This is a genomic window from Brachybacterium phenoliresistens (genome assembly GCF_000576425.1).
Taxonomy (GTDB): domain Bacteria; phylum Actinomycetota; class Actinomycetes; order Actinomycetales; family Dermabacteraceae; genus Brachybacterium; species Brachybacterium phenoliresistens.
Map to the genome: position 1 here is coordinate 1 of NZ_KK069993.1, position 20642 is coordinate 20642.

Below are 20642 nucleotides of genomic sequence, written 5' to 3' on the forward strand. Positions count from 1 at the left end.
CGGTGCCGCCGGGACCCACGCCGCCGCCGGGGCCCGCGGCGCCGCCGGGACCCGCGCCGCCGCCGGGACCCGCGCCGCCGCCGGCATCCGTCCCGGCCCCGGCCGCGGGGCCGGGGCGCAGTCCTGCCACCAGCACGGTGTCCAGCACGCTCGCGTCCCCGAGGATCCCGGGCCGCGGCGCGAGGCCGTCGAGGGCCAGGTCCTCGACGAGCACGGGCACGCCGTCCTCCTGGTGGACCTGCAGCAGAGTGCGCAGCCTCCCGCCCTGCTCGCCGGTGCGGCCCAGCACGAGGGTCTCGCGCAGGCACAGCGCCGCGCCGGCGCCGAGCACCACCTCGGTGCGGCGCCGCACATCGGCGCCCTCGGCGACGACGAAGGGATGCGACTCCCACACCAGGCGGGCCCCCTCCCCCAGCGCGATCCGCACGTCGAAGCGGCTGGCCTCCCCGCGGGACGGGTAGGCGACGGTCCCGCCGATGTCCTCCAGGCGCAGCGTGCAGCCCGCCTCGACGGTGATCTCCACCGAGATCTCGTCCCCGCCGATGAGCAGCGCCCCGCCGGCGACGAGCGCCACGTGCGCGCGGTGCCCGCGGCGGGAGACCAGTCGGGGCTGCAGCAGCCCCGGCCGGGTGCGCACGCCCCGAGGGTGCGCGAGGACGCTGGTCACGCCCCGCTCCCGGCGGGCACGGGCTCGTGGGGATGCTCGTGGTCGTGGGGATGCTCGTAGTCGTGGGCGTGGTCGTGAGACTCGCCGTGGGAGTGGTCGTGCTCATCGTCCTCGGCGTGGAAGTGCGGGGCCATCGGGCCCGGGTCCTGGGGCTCGTGGGCGCCGTCGCGGTGGGCGGCGAGGAGCCCCAGCAGCCAGCTGCGCAGCGCGGCGACGGACGCGGCGTCGCTGCGGGACAGGGCGAGGACGGGGGCGCCCTCGCGCGCGGACTCGGCATCGGCCACCATCTGCGCGACGTCCACGCCGACATAGGGGGCGAGGTCGGTCTTGTTGACCACGAGCAGGTCGGCGCGAGCGATGCCGGGGCCGCCCTTGCGGGCCACGTCGCCGCCGCCGGCGACGTCGAGGACGAAGATCTGCGCGTCCACGAGGGCCGGGGAGAAGGTCGCGGTGAGGTTGTCCCCGCCGGACTCGACGAGCACCAGGTCCAGCGGCGAGAACTCCTCCTCCATCTCCTCGACGGCGGCGAGGTTGGCGGTGACGTCGTCGCGGATGGCGGTGTGGGGGCAGGCCCCGGTCTCGACGGCGCGGATCCGCGCCGGGTCGAGCACCCCGGCGGAGCGCAGGAAGCGCGCGTCCTCGTCGGTGTAGATGTCGTTGGTGATCACGCCGATCTCGATCTCCGCGGCGAGGGCCCGGCAGAGGGTCGCGATGAGCGAGCTCTTCCCGGTGCCGACGGGCCCGGCGACGCCGAGGCGCAGCGAGCGGTAGGGGTGGGTGTGCGGGGTATCAGGCACGGAACAGCCTCCTGGGGAGCACGGACTGGGCGGTGGCCCACTCCTCGATCTGCGGGGCGCCGGCGGCGGGGATCGCCGTCGGCGAGGTCAGGCGGGACAGCTCGGGGACGCTCGGCTCGAGCGCGGCGCAGGCCTCGAGCACCAGGCCCGCCGCGGCCAGCGGATCGCCCGGTTCGAGCTTGAGCAGGGCCGAGGCGACGGTCTGCGCGTCGTCGTAGGCGACCAGGCGCACCAGGTCGACGGCGGTGAGGCCCGCGTGCGCGGCGATGGCCCCGAGGACCACGGGCCGGGGCAGGTGCGGCCCCCGCCCGGCGCGGGCGGGGAAGGCCTCGGGCCACACGGTGCGGGCCAGGCGGGCCAGCCCGTCGCCGAGCGCGATCCCGATCTCCCGCTGCGGACGCGCCGGGGTGCGGGCCTCCCAGGCCCGGGCGACCTCCGCGAGCGCCGCCGCCCCGAGGCCGTCCGAGCCGGGGGCGTCCGCACCGGGGGCGTCCGCGTCGGGGCCGTCCTCACCGGGCGCGCCGGTGCCGCGCGCCGCGCGCCCGGCGGCCGCCGCCTGCCGGGCGACGACCGCGGTCCCGGCCTCGACCTGCACGATCGTGGCCATGCGGGCGCGCATGTAGGCGCCGACCTGCTCCCGGGGCAGGCCGTCGAGCAGCGCCGCCTCGAGGGCGCCGGAGACCACGTGCGCGCCCACGGGCAGGCGGGAGTCCGCCAGCAGCATGGCCAGCGAGACGGAGGGGACGGCGGTCGGGGGCATCGGCTCAGAACATCTGGTACAGCTGGGCCAGCGGCAGGCGGGCGGCGGGGGCGGGCTCGACGTTCTCGCCGTCGATGGAGATCTCGAAGGTGTCGGGGCGGATGTCGATGCGCGGCAGGGTGTCGTTGTTGCGCATGTCGGCCTTGGTCACCGCGCGGGTGGGAGCGACCGCGAGCAGCTCCCGCTGCAGCCCCAGCTGCTCGCGCAGCCCGGCGTCCACGGCGGCGGGGGCCACGAAGGAGACGGAGGTCCGCGCGCCGATCGCGTCGCCGAAGGCGGGCCGCATGAGCACGGGCTGCGGGGTCGGGATGGAGGCGTTCGGGTCCCCGAGCGCCGCCCAGGCGATGGTCCCGCCCTTGATCACGAGATCCGGCCGCACCCCGAAGAACCGGGGGTCCCAGAGCACCAGGTCGGCCATCTTCCCGGCCTCGACCGAGCCCAGGTGCGCGTCGACGCCGTGGGCGACCGCCGGGTTGATGGTGTACTTCGCGACGTACCGGCGGGCCCGCTCGTTGTCCGCCGGGAGGCTCTCGCCGAGGTCGCCGATGCGGTGCTTCATGACGTGGGCGACCTGCCAGGTGCGGGTGATCACCTCGCCGATCCGGCCCATGGCCTGCGCGTCCGAGCTGGTGATGGACAGCGCCCCCATGTCGTGCAGGAGGTCCTCCGCGGCGATGGTGCTGGCGCGGATCCGGGACTCGGCGAAGGCGAGGTCCTCCGGCACGGCGGGGTTGAGGTGGTGGCAGACCATGAGCATGTCGAGGTGCTCGGCGACGGTGTTCACGGTGTGCGGGAGCGTCGGGTTGGTCGAGCCGGGGATGATGTGCGCGAGCGCGGCGATGGACAGGATGTCCGGGGCGTGGCCACCGCCGGCGCCCTCCACGTGGAAGGCGTGGATGCTGCGCCCGCCGATCGCGTCGATGGTCGACTCCACGAATCCGGCCTCGTTCAGGGAGTCCGAGTGCAGGGCGACCTGCAGCCCGTGCTCCTCGGCCGCGCGCAGGGCGGCGTCGATGGCCGCGGGCGTGGACCCCCAGTCCTCGTGGACCTTGTACCCGGCCGCGCCGCCGAGCGCCTGCTCGGCCAGGCCCTGCGCGCTGACCGTGTTGCCCTTGCCCAGCAGCAGCACGTTCATCGGCACGTGGTCCAGGGCCTGCAGGATCCGGCCCAGGTGCCAGGCGCCGGGGGTGACGGTGGTGGCCTTGGAGCCCTCGGAGGGCCCGGTGCCGCCGCCGGCGATCGTGGTGATGCCGGTGGCCAGGGCCTCGTGCAGCGGGGACGGCGAGAGCAGGTGGACGTGGGAGTCGAAGCCGCCGGCGGTGAGGATCCTCCCCTCCCCCGAGATCACGTCGGTCGAGGGGCCGATGCGCAGGTCCGGGTGCACCCCGTCGGCCACGTCGGGATTGCCCGCCCGGCCCAGCGCCACGATGCGGCCCTCGCGCAGGCCGACGTCGGCCCGGACGATGCCCCACCAGTCGAGCACGATGGCGTTGGTGATGACGGTGTCGGGGGCTCCGCCCTCGCGGGTGGTCATGCCCTGGGCCATCGACTCGCGGATCGACTTGCCGCCGCCGAAGACGGCCTCCTCCCCGCCGAAGGTCAGGTCCTGCTCGACCTCGATCCACAGGTCGGTGTCGCCCAGTCGCACCTGGTCCCCGGTGGTGGGCCCGTACAGCGCGGCGTAGCGCTCGGCGTCCAGGCGCGCCATCAGGACTGGTCCTTCCCGCGCTGGATGCCGGGGACGCGGCGGGCGCCGGCGAGCGCGACCACGTCGACGCGGCGGGAGGCGCCCGGCTCGAAGCGCACCGAGGTGCCGGAGGGGACGTCGAGGCGGAAGCCGGTCGCGGCCTCGCGGTCCATGGCCAGCGCCGGGTTGGCATCGGCCAGGTGCAGGTGGGAGCCGATCTGCACGGGACGGTCGCCGGTGTTCTCGAGGACCAGGCTGCCGCGGTCGGCGGGGTCCTCGCGCTCGTTGAGCACACGGGTGCCGGGGCGGACCCGGATCGCGCCGGGGCCCTCTGTGCGGATTCCTGCCACGGGGGCCTCCTAGGAGATCGGGTGGTGGATGGTGACGAGCTTGCGCCCGTCGGGGAAGGTGGCCTCGACCTGCACGTCGGCGAGCATCTCGGGGACGCCCTCCATGACCTGCTCGCGGGCGAGGACCTCGCGGCCGGCGACCATGAGGTCCTCCACGGCGCGGCCCTCGCGGGCCCGCTCGATCACCCAGCAGCTGAGCAGGGCGACGGCCTCGGGGTGGTTCAGCAGCACTCCCCGCTCCAGGCGGTCGCGGGCCACGTTCCCCGCGACCGCCAGCAGGAGCTTCTCGACATCGGCCGGGCTCAGGTGCATCGGGCGATCACCGCTGGGCCGGCAGGACGTGCTCGCCCGTGCGGTCCGTGGACAGGGCCAGGGAGCTGAGGTACAGCGGCTCCCCGTCGGGCCCGGTCCGCGCGGAGGCGATCATGTCGGGGCGCTCGAACTCCATGCCGGTGACGTGGCAGGTGAGGGTCTCGCCGGAGGGGTTGCCGTGCTCGTCGTACATCGGCGCGTCGATGCCGTCGTCGGTGCGGCGCAGGTAGTAGCGGCCCTGGGTGATGATCGCCATCAGCGGGGTGGCGACCAGGGCGATGCCCACCGCGAACAGCGGGGAGAACGGCTGGACGGCCGCACCGAAGGCGCCGAAGAAGATCGCGATCGAGAACCCGCCGGAGAGCACCAGCGAGACCACGCCCACCGGGTTCCAGTCGTAGAGCATGCCGCGGCGGAACTCGGGCTTCTTCGGGGAGAGCTTCAGCAGGTACTTGTTGATGACGATGTCGGTGGCGACCACGCAGATCCACGACATGGCGAGGTTCGCGTAGAACGACAGGATGCTGTTGAGGAAGTCGAACATGTTCGCCTCCATGAGCACCAGGGCGATGCTGAGGTTCACGCCCAGGAACACCAGGCGCCCCGGGTAGCGGCGGGTCACGCGGGTGAAGGAGTTCGTCCAGGCCAGCGAGCCGGAGTAGGCGTTGGTGACGTTGATCTTCACCTGCGAGATGACCACCAGGATCACCGCCAGGGTCAGCGCCAGCCAGGCCGGCATGAGCTGCTCGTAGGTGGCCAGGAACTGCTGGACGGGCTCGTTGGCGAACTCGCGGGCGCCGGGGACGTTGGCGACGAGGTAGATCGCCAGGAACATGCCGAGGATCTGCTTGATCGCGCCGAAGACGACCCAGCCGGGCCCGCCCAGGATGGTCGCGGTCCACCAGGCGCGGCGGTTCTGCGGGGTGCGCGGCGGCATGAAGCGCAGGTAGTCGATCTGCTCGGCGATCTGGGCGATGAGCGAGAGGCACACGCCCGCGGCGAGCATCGCGGAGGCGAAGCTGACGCCCCCGCCGCCCTCGCCCTCGAAGGCGAGGAAGGTGCCCACCGAGTCGGGATGGGAGATCACGAGGTAGGCCACGGGGATGACCATGAGCACCAGCCACACCGGGGTGGTGGCGACCTGCAGCTTGGCGAGGGCCTTCATGCCGTAGATGACCAGCGGGAAGATGAGCACCGTGGAGATCAGGTAGCCCAGCCAGCGCGGGATCCCCAGGCCCAGGTACAGGCCCTGCGCCATGATCGAGCCCTCGAGGGCGAAGAAGATGAAGGTGAACGTCGCGAAGATGACGTTGGTGATGACCGAGCCGTAGTACCCGAAGCCCGCCCCGCGGGTGATGAGGTCCAGGTCCAGGTTGTAGCGGGCCGCGTAGTAGGCCAGCGGGAAGCCGGTGAGGAAGATGATCCCGGCGGCCACGAGGATGCCGAGGATCCCGTTGACGGTGCCGTGCGCGAGGCCGATGTTCGCGCCGATCGAGAAGTCGGCGAGGTAGGCGATGCCGCCCAGCGCGCTGGTGGCCACGACGCCCGGTCCCCAGGTCCGGTAGGAGCGCGGGGCGAAGCGGAGGGTGTAGTCCTCGAGGCTCTCCGCGGCGGCGGCGCGGGCGTCCTCGCTGCCGGCGGGTGTCCCCGCGGGCGGCCTGGTCTCGACGGTCATCTGGTGCCTCCCTGGGCGAGCGCTGTGGACGCTGGCAACCCTAGGAACGGCGATATCTGGGCCACCCCGCAGATGAGGGCCGTGACCTTTTCGTGATCTGCTGTCTCATGCAGAGGACGACGGCAGGGTGTCCTCGAAGACGTCGAGGGAGCCGCCGTAGTTCGCCACCCAGACGCGCCCCTCGCGGGGCTCGTAGGTCACGCCGATGGGGTGGTGGCCGACCTCCTCGCGCTGGATCTCCGCGAAGGCGGCGACGTCGATCTTGGAGACGGTGTCCTCGTAGTAGTTCACGATGTACAGCGCCGTCCCGTCCGGGGAGATCGCCATCGACCGCGGCTCGCGGCCCGTGGGCATCTCGCGCAGCACCTCGCCGGTGGCGGTGTCCAGCTCGAGCAGCCGGTCGGAGCCGGACTCGGTGAGGTACATCCGCGAGGCATCGGGCGAGAGCACCAGGTGGCGCGGCTTGCGGTCGGTCTCGAGCACGAGCTCATGGGTGCCGTCGACGAGGTCCACCCGGTACAGCTCGTCGGCATACATCGCGGCGACGTAGGCGGTGCGGTTGTCCGGCAGGATCACGCTGCCGCGCGGGGCGGCGTCGACCGGGATCTGCCGCAGCTCGACGCCGGCCCCCAGATCCAGCACCGACACCGTGCTGTCGCACCAGTTCGAGACCAGCGCCCGGCTCCCGTCCGGGGACACGGAGATGAACTTCGGGACGCGGCCCACCTCGATCACCTGGTCCCAGGCGAGGGTCTGCGCGTCCATCCGGTACACCGCGCTGCGGCCGATGCCCTCGCCGTGGCGGCAGTCGTCGGTCGCGGGCTCGCCGCCTCCCGGGCCGTACAGCCGGTACTGGGAGACGTAGGCGTAGCGGCCGTCAGGGCTCCAGGCCGCCTCGACCGGGGCGCCCCGGGTCCGCCCGGCGCGGTCCTCGAATCCGTGCTGGGACAGGTCCACCGTGTCCGGGACGGTCGCCACGAGGTCCAGCGTGCTCGCGTCGTACACGGTCGAGCTGTGCCGGTACATCATGTTGTTCGCTATCACCAGGCCGTCGGGGCTCGCGACCACGGACTTGGGGCTGATGTCCCCGGTGATGCGGGTCCGCTCGCCCATCCGCGTGGTGTGCGACGGAGGATGCCGTGGCGGATCGGACGTCGGGTCGGAGGTCGGGGCGGCGCCCGGCGGCTGCTGCGGAGGGAGCGGGACCTCCAGGGCCTCCTCCGTGATGAGGACGACGCAGGTGGTCACGAGCGCCGCCGCCGCGATCAGCGCGGCGATCACGGGACCGGCCCCGCCCGCAGCCCGCCGCCGACCGCCCGGCCCGTCCTCCTCCCCCGGGCCGCTCCCCCGCCCCGGGGTGCTTCCATGCCCCGGGCGGCTCCGGTCCCCCCGCCCGCTGCCGGAGGGCGGCACCGGCCTGCGCATGTGCTTGCCCGACATCGCCATGGCGACCCCCATCGCTCGCGCCGTGCGCATCGGAGGGCCGTGGTCCGCGGCCGGGATGTCCGATCTGCACGATGTGCCGCAATGTAGGCCGGGGACGCCCCCGGAGCAAGGACATCCGGGGGCGTGTCGGCTCCGCGGCCGTCGCCGGGGATCGGGCCGCCGGCCCCGCCGGGGCGGTGCCGGCGCCGGCCGCAGGGTCAGAGCGCGGGGCGCCCCTGGAAGGCCACCTCCCGGTGGGAGATCCGGTAGCCGAGCTGCTCGTTGATGGCGATCATCCACGGGTTGACGTGCGAGTTCCACGTCGCGATCCGGTCCAGGTGCGGGGCCTCCGCCGCGAGGCGCCGATGCGTGGCCACCTTCAGCGCCAGCCCCAGCCGATGCCCCCGATGCTCCGGCATGACCAGCGTGTTCTCCTGCCAGCCGAGGGTCGTCCCCTCGCCCGCGTGGAAGTCGACGACGCTGTTCCCGGCGAAGCTGCCGTCCGGGGCGACGGCCACGGCGATGATCTCGCGCGTGCCGGCGTCCCGGCGGCGCTGCTCGGCGATGCGGATCCGCTCCGGGGTGTAGTCCGCGGCCTCGTACTCGAGGTCCTCGTCGGGGTCGTCGAGGTCCAGCTGGTGCAGCAGCACGCCGTAGGCGGCGAGGTGCTCCTCGGGGATCTCGTCCTCGAAGGCGAGCACGCGGTACTCGCCGATCTTCTCCGCTGCCTGCGCGGCCAGCTCGTCCAGCAGCTCGGGTCGCAGCGGCAGGTCGAGCACGCGGCACACGGCGACGTTCTTGCGCGCGAGCCCGAAGGTCGAGGCCAGGCGGTTCGCGGGCAGCTGCGGATCGTCCGGGTCCCCGTCCGCGGGGATCGAGCCCCAGGCGGCGACCACGGGCCGGCCCGTCTCGCGGATCGCCGGGACGAGCGCCTCGCGCACGAGCGCGGTGCCGATGCCGCCGCCGCGATGCGCCGGGTGCACGGACAGGTCCACGAACACCTGGTCGAGGTTCTCGGCCAGGGGCACGGTGATCGCGGCGTAGCCGACGATGCTCTCCCCGCCCTCCAGCGACTCGAGCACCGCCACCCAGTGCCCCCGCTCCCAGTACGGGCTGGGCTGCAGCCGCGCCCGCGACTGCGCGACGGTGAAGCGCTCCTCGCCGCCGAACAGCGCCCGGTCGCACGCCTCGTCCAAGGCGTTGACCTGCGCGATGTCGGCGTCGGAGGCGAGGTCCAGGGGGCGCACGGTGAGGTTCATGCCCGAAGCACACCACGCTCCCACCGGCGACGTCGACGGATTTTCCGGGGTGCGCTTGACCCTCCCCCTGGGACAATCCTCACCGTGGTCGGTGCCGGGACGGTCCCGGCACGAGGAGGCGACATGCCCAGCACGGAACTGCTCAGCATCGGAGAGCTCGCCAGGCGCAGCGGCCTGACCCCGAAGGCCCTGCGCCTGTACGACGAGGCGGGGCTGCTGGTCCCGGACCGCGTGGACCCGTTCACGGGCTACCGGTCCTATCACCCCGAGCAGGTCTCGCGGGCCCGGCGCATCGCCGCCCTGCGCGGCATCGGGATGGGCCTGGCGCGGATCCGCACCGTCTGCGATCTCGCGCCGCAGGGCGCCGCCCAGGAGCTGCGCTCCTGGTGGAGCCAGGAGCAGGCCGATGCGCTCTCGCGCTCGGCGGCCGTGGCCGAGCTGATCGCCGCCCTCGAAGAATCTCCCTCGGAGGACACCATGACCACGATCGATCCCACCACCGCTCGCCCGGCGCCGCGCACGAGCGCGCACGCCCTGGCCCGTCGGCTCCGCCGCCCGCAGCTGCAGGACGCCGCGATGAGCACGCCGATGCCCGGCGGGCGCCACCTCCTGGCCGTCGCGGACGGCTTCGCCGATGCCGGCTCGGCGCCCGAGGCGCTGGCCGCCCTCGCCCGCGCCCTGGAGTCCGCCCTCGGCCGCGGGGACCAGGCCATCGCCGCCCTCCGCGCGGCGTGGGAGGACGCCTCCGCCGCCGCGCTCGGCACCGGCGGCGGTCCGGGCGAGGAGGCCGCGCACGAGGGAGGCACCACCCTCACCGCAGCGCTCGTGGACGGCGGCACCCTCGTCATCGCGCACATCGGCGACACGCGGGCGCTCCTGGTGCGCGAGGGCACGCTGTTCCCCATCACCCAGGATCACACCCTGGTCGCCTCGCTCGTGGCGGCGGGTCGCCTGCGCGCCGACGAGGCGGCGGCGCATCCGCAGCGGGCGGTGCTGAACCGGGCCCTGGCGGCGGGAGCCCCGCGCGAGCCCGACCTGCTGCTGCGCGAGCTGCGCAGCGGGGATCGCGTGGTGCTGACCAGCGACGGCGTCCACGCGGTCCTCGCCCCCGAGCTCCTGGCGGAGATCGTCTGCGACGTCTCCGCCGGCGCCGAGCACACGGCGCTCGCCCTGCTGCGCGCCGCCGAGGAGGCCGAGGGCGAGGACGACGTCGCCGCAGCCGTCGCCGATCTTCGCTGACGGATCCGCGGGGGCGGCGCGGGCGGGCGACGGCGCAGGCGGGGGCGGCGCGGAGGGGCGGCGGGGGTGGGACCGACCGTAAGTTACCCATCGGTCAGCTCGGGCTGGCACAATCACGGCATGTCTGCACCGTCGCCGACCCCCGCGCCGACCCCCGCGCCCTTCCCCGCCTCGGCGCCCACTGCGCCCTCGGCGTTCCCGGCATCGCCCCGCCGCCTGCTCTCGCCGCTGGAGCTGGGGCCGTTCACCGTCCGCAACCGGCTGGTCATGGGCTCCATGCACACCGGTCTCGAGGATCGCGCCGAGGACGTGCCGCGCCTGGCGGAGTTCCTGGCCGAGCGGGCGCGCGGCGGGGCGGGGCTGATCGTCACCGGAGGGTTCTCCCCCGACCTCTCCGGCCGCCTCACCGCGCACTCGCGGGTGTTCGACGGCCGCCTCGCGGAGCGCCACCGCCTGGTCACCCGGGCGGTCCACGAGCACGACGGCCGGATCCTCCTCCAGATCCTCCACGCAGGGCGCTATGCGGCGCATCCGCTGGCGGTCTCGGCCTCCTCCACCCGCGCGCCGATCTCCCCGATCCGTGCGCGGCGGATGAGCCGCTGGGGCATCGGCCGGCTGATCCGCGCCTACGCGGCCACGGCGCGGCGCGCCCGGGAGGCCGGCTACGACGGCGTGGAGATCATGGGCTCGGAGGGCTACCTGCTCAACCAGTTCGCCGCGCCGCGCACCAACCGCCGCCGCGACGCCTGGGGCGTGGACGCCGCCGGGCGGCGCGCCCTGCCGCTGGCGGTCACCGCGGCCGTGCGCGAGGCGCTCGGCGCCGATCGCCTGCTGAGCTATCGCATCTCCCTCCTGGACCTCGTCGAGGAGGGGCAGACCTGGGAGGAGACCCTCGACCTCGCCCAGGGTCTGATCGCCGCGGGGGCCGATGTGCTCTCCACAGGCATCGGCTGGCACGAGGCCCGCGTGCCGACCATCGCCACCTCCGTGCCCCGCGGCGCCTTCGTGCCGGTCACCGCCCGCCTGCGCGCCGCGGTGGACGTGCCGGTGGTCGCCTCGAACCGCGTCCACGACCCGGCGCTGGCCGAGCAGGTCCTCGCCCGCGGCGAGGCGGATCTCGTCTCCATGGCCCGCCCCTTCCTCGCGGACCCGGAGCTGCCGAACAAGCTCGCCGCGCATCGAGCCCGCGAGGTCGTGGCCTGCATCGCCTGCAACCAGTCCTGCCTGGACCGGGTGTTCGTGGGCGAGGGGGCCAGCTGCCTGGTCAACCCGCGCGCCGCCCACGAGACCACGCTGCGCCTGGTGCCGGTGCCCGCGCATCGTGCGCGCCGGGTGGCGGTGGTCGGCGGCGGCCCGGCGGGTCTCGAGGCCGCCGTCGCCGCCGCCTCCCGCGGGCATCACGTGACGCTGTTCGAGGCGAGCGAGGAGCTCGGCGGGCAGTTCCTGCTGGCCGCCCGGATCCCCGGCAAGGAGGACTACGCCCAGGCGCTCGAGTCGTGGCGGGCCCGGCTGCTGGCCGCGGGCGTCGGCGTGCGGCTGGGCGTGCGGGCCCGGGTCGAGGACCTCGCCGGCTTCGACACGGTGATCGTGGCGACCGGCGTGCGGCCGCGGGAGGTCGAGCTCGCCCCCGCGTCCGCGGGAGGGCCCGTGGTCGTGTCCTACGCGCAGCTGCTGTCCGGGGAGGCCACGGCCGGAAATCGGGTCGCGATCATCGGCGCCGGCGGGATCGGCGTCGACGTCGCCGAGTTCCTCACGGCCCCCACCCCCTCCTTCACCCTGGACGTCGAGGCGTGGCGCGAGCGCTGGGGCATCGGCGATCCCGCGCAGCATCGCGGGGGGCTGCAGCCGCGCGAGAAGGGCGGGCCCGCGCCGACGACGGCCCCGTCCGGCCGGGAGGTCCACCTGCTGCAGCGCAGCACCACGCGCATCGGGGCGGGCCTGGGCCGCACCACCGGCTGGGTGCATCGGGCCGAGCTGCGCCACGCCGGGGTGCGCCAGCACGTGGGCGTCGAGTACCTGGGCCTGGCCCCGGAGGGCCTGCGGATCCGCGAGGACGGCGCCGAGACGCTGCTCGAGGTCGACACCGTCGTGCTGTGCGCCGGGCAGGAGTCCGTGCGGGACCTGGCCGATGAGCTCGCCGCCCTCCCCGACGGCCCCGCCGTCCACGTCATCGGCGGCGCGGAGCGGGCCGCGCAGCTCGATGCCCAGCGCGCCATCCGCCAGGCCGTCGAGGTCGCCGCCGCGCTCTGATTCCCGCGCCCCGCCCGCACGTCTCGGGCGGCGCCCGCACGCCTCGGGCGGGCGGCACCGCGGGAGATCAGCGGATGCGCGGCACCGGGATCGGTCCCGTGACGCTGCGGGCGTCCTTCCAGCAGGCGATGCCCGGGACGCCCGGCAGGCGGTCGCGCGTGAACACCGGGTCCACGCCCTCCCGGCGCTGCTGGACGTAGTCGCGCAGCAGGGCGAGCACCAGGCCGGACAGCAGCGCGAGCGCCACGAGGTTGGTGATCGCCATGAACCCCATCGCGGCGTCGGCGAAGCTCCACACCACATCGGCCGAGAGCACCGACCCGGTGAACACGGAGACGACCACGAGCGCGCGGTAGGCATGCAGCACCCGGCGCCGGGTGGAGATGAACTCGATCGACGCCTCGCCGTAGTAGTAGTTGCCGATGATCGAGCTGAACGCGAGCAGGAAGACGATCGCGGCGAGCGCGGTGAGCGACCACTGGCCCAGCGTGCTCGCGAGCGCCGCCTGGGTGAGGTCGACGCCGAGGGGCGCGGAGGCCAGGTCGGGGACGCCGGTGAGGATGATGAACGCGGTGATCGAGCAGACCAGGAAGGTGTCGAAGTACACCCCCAGCGACTGCACCAGCCCCTGCTTGACCGGGTGGGTGACCGCGGCGCTCGCCCCCGCGTTCGGGGCCGATCCCAGGCCGGCCTCGTTGGAGAACATGCCGCGCTTGATCCCGGTCAGCACGACGTACCCGAAGGTGGCGCCGACGACCTGGTTGTACCCGAAGGCTCCGGTGACGATCGCCGAGAGGGCGTCGGGGATCTCGCGCCAGGACACGGCCACCACCGCGAGGCCCAGCAGCAGATAGGCCAGCGCCATCACCGGCACGACCGCCTGCGTCACCGAGGCGATGCGACGCACCCCGCCGAAGACGACCAGGCCCGTGAGCACCGCGACGGCGAGGCCGGAGGCCCACGGCAGCCACCGCAGCTCCTCGCCGCCGGTCAGCGACGACACGGCGCCGCCCATCGAGGCGGAGATGGTGTTGGCCTGCAGCGAGCTGAACGCGAAGGGGAAGCAGACGATGAGGATCACGGCGAACACCACGCCCAGCCACCGCGCCCTCAGGCCGTGCTGCATGTAGTAGGCCGGCCCGCCGCGGAAGCCGTCGCGGTCGGGGACCTTGAACAGCTGCGCGAGGGTGGATTCCGCGAACGCCGAGGCCGCGCCGATGAAGGCCATCAGCCACATCCAGAACACGGCGCCCGCGCCGCCCACGGCGATCGCCGTGGCGACCCCGGCGATGTTCCCGGTGCCGACCCGGGATGCGGCCGAGATCGTGAACGCCTGGAAGGAGGACACCGACTGCGGGGCCCCCGACTCGTCCCGCGGCGTGCGGTCGCCCAGGGTGCGGAGCATCTCCGGCAGCAGCCGGAGCTGGACCAGCCCGGATCGGAGGGTCAGGTACAGGCCGAGGACGACCACGATCGGCAGGACGACCCACGTCCAGAGCTGATCCCCTCGATCGGCGAGCCATGCGGCGACAGAATCCATCGCACGAGTATGGCCCGCGGGGATCGCCGGCACCGGCGATTGCGGTTCTTCGCGAGCGAGGGCGTTCTCACCTCCTGCCCGCCCTCCCCCGGTGCCGGCACGGACCGCGGCCGCAGGAGCGCCCTAGGCTGACCGCATGGACCTGATCCGGCACCTGGAGCTGTTCGAGGCGGTGGCCTCGGAGGGGCACTTCGGCCGCGCCGCGGAGCGCATGGGCATGGCCCAGCCGCCGATGTCCCAGGCGATCAAGCGCCTCGAGGCGGAGCTGGGCTGCGTGCTCCTGGAGCGCACCAGCTCCGGCGCGGTCCTCACCCCGGCCGGGGCGCGGGTGCGCGAGGCCGCCGGCCGGGCCCGTCAAGCCGTGGCGGAGGTCCGGGCCGCCGCGGCCGACCATGCGCTCGCCCCGGTGCGCCTGCTCGTGGATCCCGCCCTGCCGGGCGCGTGGGCGGCCGCGATCGTCCGGGACGCGGAGGCCTCCGGGCTCGCCGTCGACCTCGAGCCCGTCCCCACCGAGGGTGCCCTGCAGCGCGCCCGCGCGGCGGACCTGCCCGCCGTGGTGCTCGCGCCCTTCCGCGCCGAGGGGCTGCGGGCCAGCGGCGCCGCCCCGGCCCTGCTGTGGGAGGCGCGCCACGAGGCCCCGCGCTCGAGAACCACCGCGCTCGTGCATGAGAAGGCCTCCGCGGCATTCCTCGCGCGGCTGGCCCGGGAGCTGCGCGGCCTCGCCGTGGGCGGGGACCTCGTGCCGATGCCCCAGGCCACCGCCCTGGGACGACTGGCCGCCGGCCGCGTCCACGCGGTCATCAGCACCGAGGCGCCGGTCCTGCCCGAGGCCCTCGCCGGGAGCGTCCGCGTGCGCTCCCTCCCGATCGGCCGGGCGTCCGCCGTCTTCCATGCCGTGCTGCGCCGCACGGCCCGGGACCGCGCGACGGTCGCCGTGCACGCGGCGGCCGCCGCGACCCTGGCACGGGTGCACGATGCCTGACCTCTCGACCCCCGCAGGCGGGACGTCCGCCCCGGGCGCGCCGGATCCGGGCCCCTGCGGCCCGGGGACCGGCGGTTCGCTGGCCCTGGGCGACGTGCTGCGGATCGCCGACCGGCTGGGAGTGGACGTCGCGGTCGCCGCCGCGCGCGCCGACGGCACGGGCCCCGTGCTCGCCCATCGGTCGCAGGAGCCCTGGCCGGGCGCCTCCCTCTACAAGACCCTCGCGGCCCTGGCCCTGCTGCGCGTCCCCGGCCTCGATCCGTCCGAGCGCGTGACCGTCACCGCGGCGGACCGCGTGCCCGGCGGGGCGGGCCTGTCCCTGCTGGGCGACCCCGTGACCCTGACCTGGCGCGATCTGCTGCGCTCCATGCTGGTGGGCTCGGACAACACCGCGGCGCAGGTGATCCTGCGCCGTACGGGCATCCCGGCCCTCGACGCGGTCGCCCGCGAGGCCGGGATGACCTCGACCGCCGTGGGCACCACCGCGCAGACGGTCGCCGCGGCCGTCTCCGCGCGCCGCACCGGCGGGAGCGGCACCGGCACGGACCGGGACGACTCGCTGCTCGCCGAGGCCGCCTCCGACGCGGTGCTCGGCTCGACCACCACCGCCTCCGACCAGCTGCGCCTGCTGACGGCCCTGTGGCAGGGTCGTCTCGCCGGCCCGGCGGACACCGAGCTGGTGATCGGCACGATGGGCCGGCTGGTCCAGCGCAGCCGCATCACCAGCGCCTTCGACCACCCCGGCGCCCGGGTCGCGGGACGCACCGGGACCTGGGGTCCGTTCCGTCACGAGAGCGCCCTGGTGATGCATGAGGGCGAGGTGCCGATCGCCGTCTGCGTGCTCACCGAGAGCCTCGAGATCGGGCGGCTGCTGCCCGCGGTCGACGACGGCATCGGCGAGATCGCCGCGGCGCTGGTCGGAGAGCTCCGCTCCTCCCGGTGAGGCCCCTACACTGGCCCCATGCCCCGTGTGCTGCACACCGCTCAGGCCCTGGTGGACGTCGTCGTCGAGGTTCCGGCTCTGCCCGAGCGCGGCAGCAACGTGAACGCCACACGGGAGTCCCGCTACGCCGGAGGGGCGGTGAACGTCCTGGTCGCGGCGGCCCGCTCGGGGGCCACGGCCGTCCACGGCGGGGCCTACGGCACCGGCCCCCGCGCCGATCTGATCCTCGAGACGCTGGCCGCCGAGGGCGTGGCCGTGGCCGATCTGCCCGTCCCCGATGCCGACACCGGCACCTGCCTGGTCCTCGTCGAGTCCTCGGCGGAGCGGACCTTCGTGACGACGTTCGGCGCCGAGCGCCGGGTCAGCGCGGAGTCCTTCGCCCGTCTGGAGCCGCAGGCCGGCGACCTCGTCTGCGTCTCCGGCTACAGCCTGTTCGAGCCGACCCGGGACCCCCTGCTCGACTTCCTCGAATCCCTGCCCGAGGACGTGGACGTCGTCCTGGACCCGGGCGCGCCCTTCGCGCAGTTCCCCCGCGCGCTGCAGGACCGGGTGCTCGCGTGCACGAGCGTATGGACCTCCAACGCCGACGAGGCCCGGGCGACCACCGGGCTGGACTCGCTGCAGGACACTCCCGCCGCGCTGCGCCGCCGCATCGGCCGCCGCGGAGCGGTGATCGTGCGCGACGGCGCCGAGGGCTGCATCGTCTTCCACCACGGGCGCGGCACCCGCATCCCCGGCTTCCCGCAGACCCCGATCGACACCAACGGGGCCGGCGACACCCACACCGGGGTGCTGCTGGCCGAGCGCGCCCTGGGCGCCGATTGGGAGAGCGCGGCCACCCGGGCCAACGCCGCCGCCGCAATCAAGGTGACCCGCCGCGGCCCCGCGACGGCCCCCACCCGCGCCGAGGTCGACGAATTCCTGTCCTGACCTGGGGTCATATCTGCAGGGTGCATTCCCGGCACGTCCGTACCTATTGGACGGATCGCGCCGGCTCCGGAAGGCTTCGCCCATGACCCGTGATCGTCCCCGCCTCGCCCGCCGTCTCGTCCTCGGCGCCGGCCTCGTCGCGGCCGCCGGCGCCGGCGGCGCCCTCCTGCTCACCCGCGGCGGCGACGGCACCGCCGAGGCCGATGCCCTCCTGGCCGCCCTCCGCTCGGGGGACTTCACCGCCGCACCCCTCGCGGACCCGGACGCCGCCGCGCAGGAGCGCGAGCGCATCATCGGCCCCCTGCTCGCCCTCGACGGCGCGGAGGTCGAGCTCTCCGCGCACGACCTCGCCCCCGAGTCCGACGGCCGCCGCGAGCTGTCCCTGCGCTGGTCCTGGAGCCTTCCCGGGTTCCCCGAGCCCTGGGAGGTCGAGGCGGGCGCCGCGCTCGTGCGCGGCGACGAGGGGTGGCAGGCGCGCCTGTCCCCCGCGACGTACGCCGCCGGGCTCGGCGAGCGCGAGCACCTCGAGCTGCGCAGCATCGCCCCGGAGCTCGGCCGGGTGCGGGACCGCCGCGGTACCGAGCTGCTGGGCCCGCGGCAGGTGCTCGTCGTCGGGATCGACAAGACCGCCCTCGATCCCGCCGAGCAGGACGGCGCCGCCCGCGACCTCGCCGCGCTGCTGGGCATCGACGCCGACCGCTACGCCGGGACCGTCGCCGACTCGGGCCCGCAGGCCTTCGTCCCCGCGCTCACCGTCCGCGTCGAGGAGGCGCAGGAGCGGCGGCTCGACGAGGCCGCCCAGCTGCCCGGCTACCACGAGGTCGAGCAGACCCGGCCGCTGTCCGTGCGCCGCGGCATCGCCCCCGGCGTGCTGGGCTCCCTGCGCGAGGCGAGCGCCGAGGACCTCGCCGAGGACCCGTCCCTGCAGGCCGGGGACCTGGTGGGCACCGGCGGGGTCGTCGCCGCGCGGCGCGACCAGATCCTCGGCACGCCGGGAGCGAAGGTGCTGGCCACGGACCCCGACGCCGACCGCTCCCGCGAGCTGCACCGCCGCGACCCCGTCGACGGCACCGAGGTGACCATCAGCCTCGACCTTAAGCTGCAGGACCTCGCCACCGAGCGCCTCGCCGGGACCGAGGCGCCCAGCGCCGTGGTCGCGCTGCGCCCCTCGACCGGGGAGCTGCTGGCCGCCGCCCTGGGCCCGCGGACCCAGGAGTACCCCATCGGCCTCGTGGGCCGGTACGCACCCGGCTCGACCTTCAAGACCGTCACCGCGCTGTCGCTGCTGCGCGCCGGCGACACGCCCGACACGGTCCTGCAGTGCCCCGAACGGGCCGTCGTCGACGGCCGCTCCTTCAAGAACGCCGACTCGCTGGACCCCGGGCTGTTCGGGCCGCTGCCGCTGTCGGACGTCATCGCCCACTCCTGCAACACGGCGCTGCTGCTCCAGCACGACCGCGTCTCCCAGGAGGCGCTGGCCGAGGCCGCCGCCGCGCTCGGCGTCGGGCAGGAGGAGCCCGAGGGGCTGGACGCCTACATGGGCGCCGTCGGGACCCCGAACAGCACCACCGAGCATGCTGCGGCGATGATGGGCCAGGGCCAGGTGCTCGCCTCCCCGCTGACGATGGCCGTGGTGCTGGCGAGCGTGGTCCGCGGCGAGACGGTCGCCCCGCGGATCCTCACGGACGCCGAGCCCGCCGCCCCCGCCCCGGCCGTGCCGCTGACGGCGGCCGAGGCCGAGCAGCTGCGCGGCCTGCTGGGCGGCGTGGTCGAGCACGGCAGCCTCGACGACTTCCGGGACCTGCCCGGCGATCCCGTGATCGGCAAGACGGGGACCGCGGAGTGGATCGACGGCGAGGGCGCGCTGAGCCTGCACTCCTGGGTGATCGTCGCGCAGGGCGACCTGGCCCTGGCCGTCTTCGTGGAGAAGGGCAGCTACGGCTCGGTGACCGCGGGGCCCATCGGCCTGGACGTGCTGCGCGGGGCCGCCGATCTGGTGTGAGGATTCCGCTCCTCCTCCCCCTGCAGAGTTGTCCACAAAATCGCCGCCGATGTCCGATACGGGTGGAAACGCGGCGGTGCGGGGAGTATTATGGAGAGCACTCCAGGGGGCCGCAGAAGAAGCGCAGGATGCGGAACCCTGAATGGTGACGATGGCGTCCCTCGACATCCCTGTCGCCATTTCTCCCGCGCCCCTTCGAATATTCTCCGTTCCTCCCGTTCACCCTCACCCTTGTGAGGGAGGTGCCACGCTCCATGCTCCAGGAGAACTCCTCCGCTCCCCACGATCCCCCGGACCCGGGCTCTCGCGCCGCCGGCCCGCCCGCGCCTCCCGCCGCGGCCCTGTCCGCCGCGGCTCTGCCCGCCGCCGCCCCCTCCGGCGCCCGCTCGACCAAGCCGGCCCTGCCGTCCCTCGAGCGCACCGCGCCGGACCCCGCCCCGACCCGAGGCGGGATCGTCCCCTCCGCGCCGATCTCCCCGCGGGCCGCGGCGCTGCTGGCCTCGACCGCCGCCGAGGCCCGCGCCCACGCGCAGCGCCTGCGGGACCTGGACCGGTTCCACGTGGACCCCTCGACCCTGCACCCCCGGGCCGCGGCGTCGGAGCAGGCCACCGCCGAGGCCGCCTGCGCCGTCGCGCTGCGCTGCGACATCCCCCGGGCCCGCCGCCTGATCGCCCAGGCCCATACCGCCGTGACGTCCTTCCCGCGGACCCTGGCCCGGCTGGAGGCCGCAGATCTCCCCGCGGCCTGGTTCACCCGCATCCTCAGCCACACCCGGGACCTCCCCGCAGCGATCCTCGAGGAGGTCGACCGGGCCGTCAGCAGCTGGTCGCTGCCGACCCTCCCCGTCGCCGGCTTCCGCCGCCGCCTGAGGCTGCTGGTCACGGCGCTGGCCCAGGACCGCCGCCCCGCGCCGGACCCCGCCCGGCAGCGCACCGTGACCTGGCGGGACCCGGATCTCGTGGAGGGCACCACGACCCTCGAGATCACCGGCCCGACCCCGGAGATCATCGACGTCATCGACCGGCTGAACCGCGGGGCCCGCGCCGTGCAGGACGCCCAGCGCCACGCCCTGGCCGGCGGCGCCGACGAGATCCCCTTCGACCTCGACGCCCAGGTCGAGGGCACGGGCATGCCGATGTCCCTGGCACAGCTGCGCTACGCGATCCTCGTCCATTCCCGGATCGAGACCGGCGGCGTGCACGTGCCCTCCCCGCGGCGGCGGGTCAACCTCACCGTCCCCGCGCTGACGCTGATGGGTCGCTCCAACGCACCGGGCCTGCTCGAGGGCGACGTGCCCGTGGACGCGGCGACGGCCCGGGCGATCGCCGGGCGCAGCGACGACTGGCATCGCGTGCTGACCGATCCCGTCACCGGCACGTTCCTGAACACCCCGCCCGCGCGGTACACGCCCACGGCGGCCATGATCGAGCTGACGCACCTGAAGACCCCGCTGTGCGCGATGCCGGGATGCGGCAGGCCCTCGAGCGGGTGGTACGAGGTGGACCATATCGAGGAATACGATCACAGGCGTCCCGCGAAAGGCGGGATGACCACCCCCGAGAATCTCCACGATCTCTGCACCACCCACCATCGCCTCAAGACCGAGGAATCCGTCGACCCGATTCGTCAGGTCGCGGGGGCGACGCGATGGAGGATCGGCGTCGATCTCACCGTGGACATCCCCGACAACACCGATCTCGCCACCCCCGAGACGGTCCCCGAATTCCGCGACCATCTGCACCACCAGGCGCTCGAGGAGTTCCACGCGCCCGTCCGCGCGGTGCAGGACGCCATCCGGGACAGCCAGCCCCCGCCGTACTGAC

The 20642-nt window shown here is 74.7% G+C and carries 17 protein-coding genes; 7 read left to right on the plus strand and 10 right to left on the minus strand.

Annotated elements, in window-relative coordinates:
* The 9 genes from BF93_RS08795 to BF93_RS08835 all read right to left on the minus strand — a co-directional run.
* Positions 1-667, minus strand: a 667-nt coding sequence (locus BF93_RS08795; RefSeq protein ID WP_051486752.1) for an urease accessory protein UreD, incomplete at its 3' end; no start/stop codon positions are given.
* Positions 664-1464 (minus strand): urease accessory protein UreG, encoded by an 801-nt coding sequence (ureG, locus tag BF93_RS08800; protein ID WP_038372123.1) that lies wholly within the window; start codon positions 1462-1464, stop codon positions 664-666. The genes ureG and BF93_RS08795, both read right to left, overlap by 4 nt.
* Entirely contained in the window at positions 1457-2224 is a 768-nt protein-coding gene (locus BF93_RS08805) for an urease accessory protein UreF (RefSeq protein ID WP_051486753.1), read from the minus strand. Before BF93_RS08805 ends, ureG begins: the two co-directional genes overlap by 8 nt.
* A gap of 4 nt (positions 2225-2228) precedes the next feature.
* The gene (locus BF93_RS08810; protein ID WP_038372124.1) at positions 2229-3932 is read right to left on the minus strand and encodes an urease subunit alpha; all 1704 of its coding nucleotides are present in this window, start codon (positions 3930-3932) and stop codon (positions 2229-2231) included.
* Entirely contained in the window at positions 3932-4261 is a 330-nt protein-coding gene (gene ureB / locus BF93_RS08815) for an urease subunit beta (protein WP_038372125.1), read from the minus strand. Before ureB ends, BF93_RS08810 begins: the two co-directional genes overlap by 1 nt.
* 9 nt (positions 4262-4270) lie before the next feature.
* The gene (locus tag BF93_RS08820) at positions 4271-4573 is read right to left on the minus strand and encodes an urease subunit gamma (protein ID WP_038372127.1); all 303 of its coding nucleotides are present in this window, start codon (positions 4571-4573) and stop codon (positions 4271-4273) included.
* A gap of 7 nt (positions 4574-4580) precedes the next feature.
* A complete protein-coding gene (locus BF93_RS08825; protein WP_038372128.1) occupies positions 4581-6248 on the minus strand; it encodes a purine-cytosine permease family protein in 1668 nt (555 codons plus the stop codon).
* Positions 6249-6353: 105 nt separating this feature from the next.
* Positions 6354-7529 (minus strand): YncE family protein, encoded by a 1176-nt coding sequence (locus BF93_RS08830; protein ID WP_232226289.1) that lies wholly within the window; start codon positions 7527-7529, stop codon positions 6354-6356.
* A 362-nt stretch (positions 7530-7891) separates the two neighbouring features.
* Positions 7892-8932 carry a GNAT family N-acetyltransferase gene (locus tag BF93_RS08835; RefSeq protein WP_038372129.1) on the minus strand — a complete coding sequence of 347 codons (1041 nt, stop codon included), beginning with the start codon at positions 8930-8932 and terminating at the stop codon, positions 7892-7894.
* A 123-nt stretch (positions 8933-9055) separates the two neighbouring features.
* Here BF93_RS08835 and BF93_RS08840 point away from each other — a divergent pair, with 123 nt between their 5' ends.
* Both BF93_RS08840 and BF93_RS08845 read left to right on the plus strand, forming a co-directional pair.
* Positions 9056-10171 carry a MerR family transcriptional regulator gene (locus tag BF93_RS08840; protein WP_038372130.1) on the plus strand — a complete coding sequence of 372 codons (1116 nt, stop codon included), beginning with the start codon at positions 9056-9058 and terminating at the stop codon, positions 10169-10171.
* Between the two features lie 120 nt (positions 10172-10291).
* The gene (locus tag BF93_RS08845; RefSeq protein WP_084148407.1) at positions 10292-12421 is read left to right on the plus strand and encodes an NADPH-dependent 2,4-dienoyl-CoA reductase; all 2130 of its coding nucleotides are present in this window, start codon (positions 10292-10294) and stop codon (positions 12419-12421) included.
* Positions 12422-12488: 67 nt separating this feature from the next.
* On the opposite strand, the gene BF93_RS08850 is transcribed toward BF93_RS08845, so the two are convergent.
* Positions 12489-13961, minus strand: a complete 1473-nt coding sequence (locus BF93_RS08850; protein WP_038372131.1) for an alanine/glycine:cation symporter family protein — start codon at positions 13959-13961, stop codon at positions 12489-12491.
* 136 nt (positions 13962-14097) lie between these two features.
* Between BF93_RS08850 and BF93_RS20215 the strand changes: the two genes are divergently transcribed.
* The 5 genes from BF93_RS20215 (at position 14098) to BF93_RS08875 (ending at position 20641) form a co-directional block, all read left to right on the plus strand.
* Positions 14098-14943, plus strand: a complete 846-nt coding sequence (locus BF93_RS20215) for a LysR family transcriptional regulator (protein WP_051486754.1) — start codon at positions 14098-14100, stop codon at positions 14941-14943.
* The gene (locus tag BF93_RS08860; RefSeq protein WP_051486755.1) at positions 14936-15886 is read left to right on the plus strand and encodes a serine hydrolase; all 951 of its coding nucleotides are present in this window, start codon (positions 14936-14938) and stop codon (positions 15884-15886) included. The genes BF93_RS20215 and BF93_RS08860 overlap by 8 nt, the downstream gene beginning before the upstream one ends.
* Positions 15887-15904: 18 nt before the next feature.
* Positions 15905-16816 (plus strand): PfkB family carbohydrate kinase, encoded by a 912-nt coding sequence (locus BF93_RS08865; RefSeq protein WP_038372132.1) that lies wholly within the window; start codon positions 15905-15907, stop codon positions 16814-16816.
* Between the two features lie 82 nt (positions 16817-16898).
* Positions 16899-18818, plus strand: a complete 1920-nt coding sequence (locus BF93_RS08870; protein ID WP_038372134.1) for a penicillin-binding transpeptidase domain-containing protein — start codon at positions 16899-16901, stop codon at positions 18816-18818.
* 254 nt (positions 18819-19072) lie between these two features.
* The gene (locus BF93_RS08875; RefSeq protein WP_051486756.1) at positions 19073-20641 is read left to right on the plus strand and encodes an HNH endonuclease signature motif containing protein; all 1569 of its coding nucleotides are present in this window, start codon (positions 19073-19075) and stop codon (positions 20639-20641) included.
* The last annotated feature ends 1 nt before the right edge of the window (position 20642 follow it).

What these genes read in the sequence shown, in the direction of transcription:
- BF93_RS08805 (WP_051486753.1), bottom strand. Translation starts at nt 2,224, where the DNA reads ATGCCCCCGACCGCCGTCCCCTCCGTCTCGCTGGCCATGCTGCTGGCG.
- BF93_RS08810 (WP_038372124.1), bottom strand. Translation starts at nt 3,932, where the DNA reads ATGGCGCGCCTGGACGCCGAGCGCTACGCCGCGCTGTACGGGCCCACC.
- BF93_RS08820 (WP_038372127.1), bottom strand. Translation starts at nt 4,573, where the DNA reads ATGCACCTGAGCCCGGCCGATGTCGAGAAGCTCCTGCTGGCGGTCGCG.
- BF93_RS08825 (WP_038372128.1), bottom strand. Translation starts at nt 6,248, where the DNA reads ATGACCGTCGAGACCAGGCCGCCCGCGGGGACACCCGCCGGCAGCGAG.
- BF93_RS08835 (WP_038372129.1), bottom strand. Translation starts at nt 8,932, where the DNA reads ATGAACCTCACCGTGCGCCCCCTGGACCTCGCCTCCGACGCCGACATC.
- BF93_RS08840 (WP_038372130.1), top strand. Translation starts at nt 9,056, where the DNA reads ATGCCCAGCACGGAACTGCTCAGCATCGGAGAGCTCGCCAGGCGCAGC.
- BF93_RS08845 (WP_084148407.1), top strand. Translation starts at nt 10,292, where the DNA reads ATGTCTGCACCGTCGCCGACCCCCGCGCCGACCCCCGCGCCCTTCCCC.
- BF93_RS08850 (WP_038372131.1), bottom strand. Translation starts at nt 13,961, where the DNA reads ATGGATTCTGTCGCCGCATGGCTCGCCGATCGAGGGGATCAGCTCTGG.
- BF93_RS20215 (WP_051486754.1), top strand. Translation starts at nt 14,098, where the DNA reads ATGGACCTGATCCGGCACCTGGAGCTGTTCGAGGCGGTGGCCTCGGAG.
- BF93_RS08860 (WP_051486755.1), top strand. Translation starts at nt 14,936, where the DNA reads ATGCCTGACCTCTCGACCCCCGCAGGCGGGACGTCCGCCCCGGGCGCG.
- BF93_RS08865 (WP_038372132.1), top strand. Translation starts at nt 15,905, where the DNA reads ATGCCCCGTGTGCTGCACACCGCTCAGGCCCTGGTGGACGTCGTCGTC.
- BF93_RS08870 (WP_038372134.1), top strand. Translation starts at nt 16,899, where the DNA reads ATGACCCGTGATCGTCCCCGCCTCGCCCGCCGTCTCGTCCTCGGCGCC.
- BF93_RS08875 (WP_051486756.1), top strand. Translation starts at nt 19,073, where the DNA reads ATGCTCCAGGAGAACTCCTCCGCTCCCCACGATCCCCCGGACCCGGGC.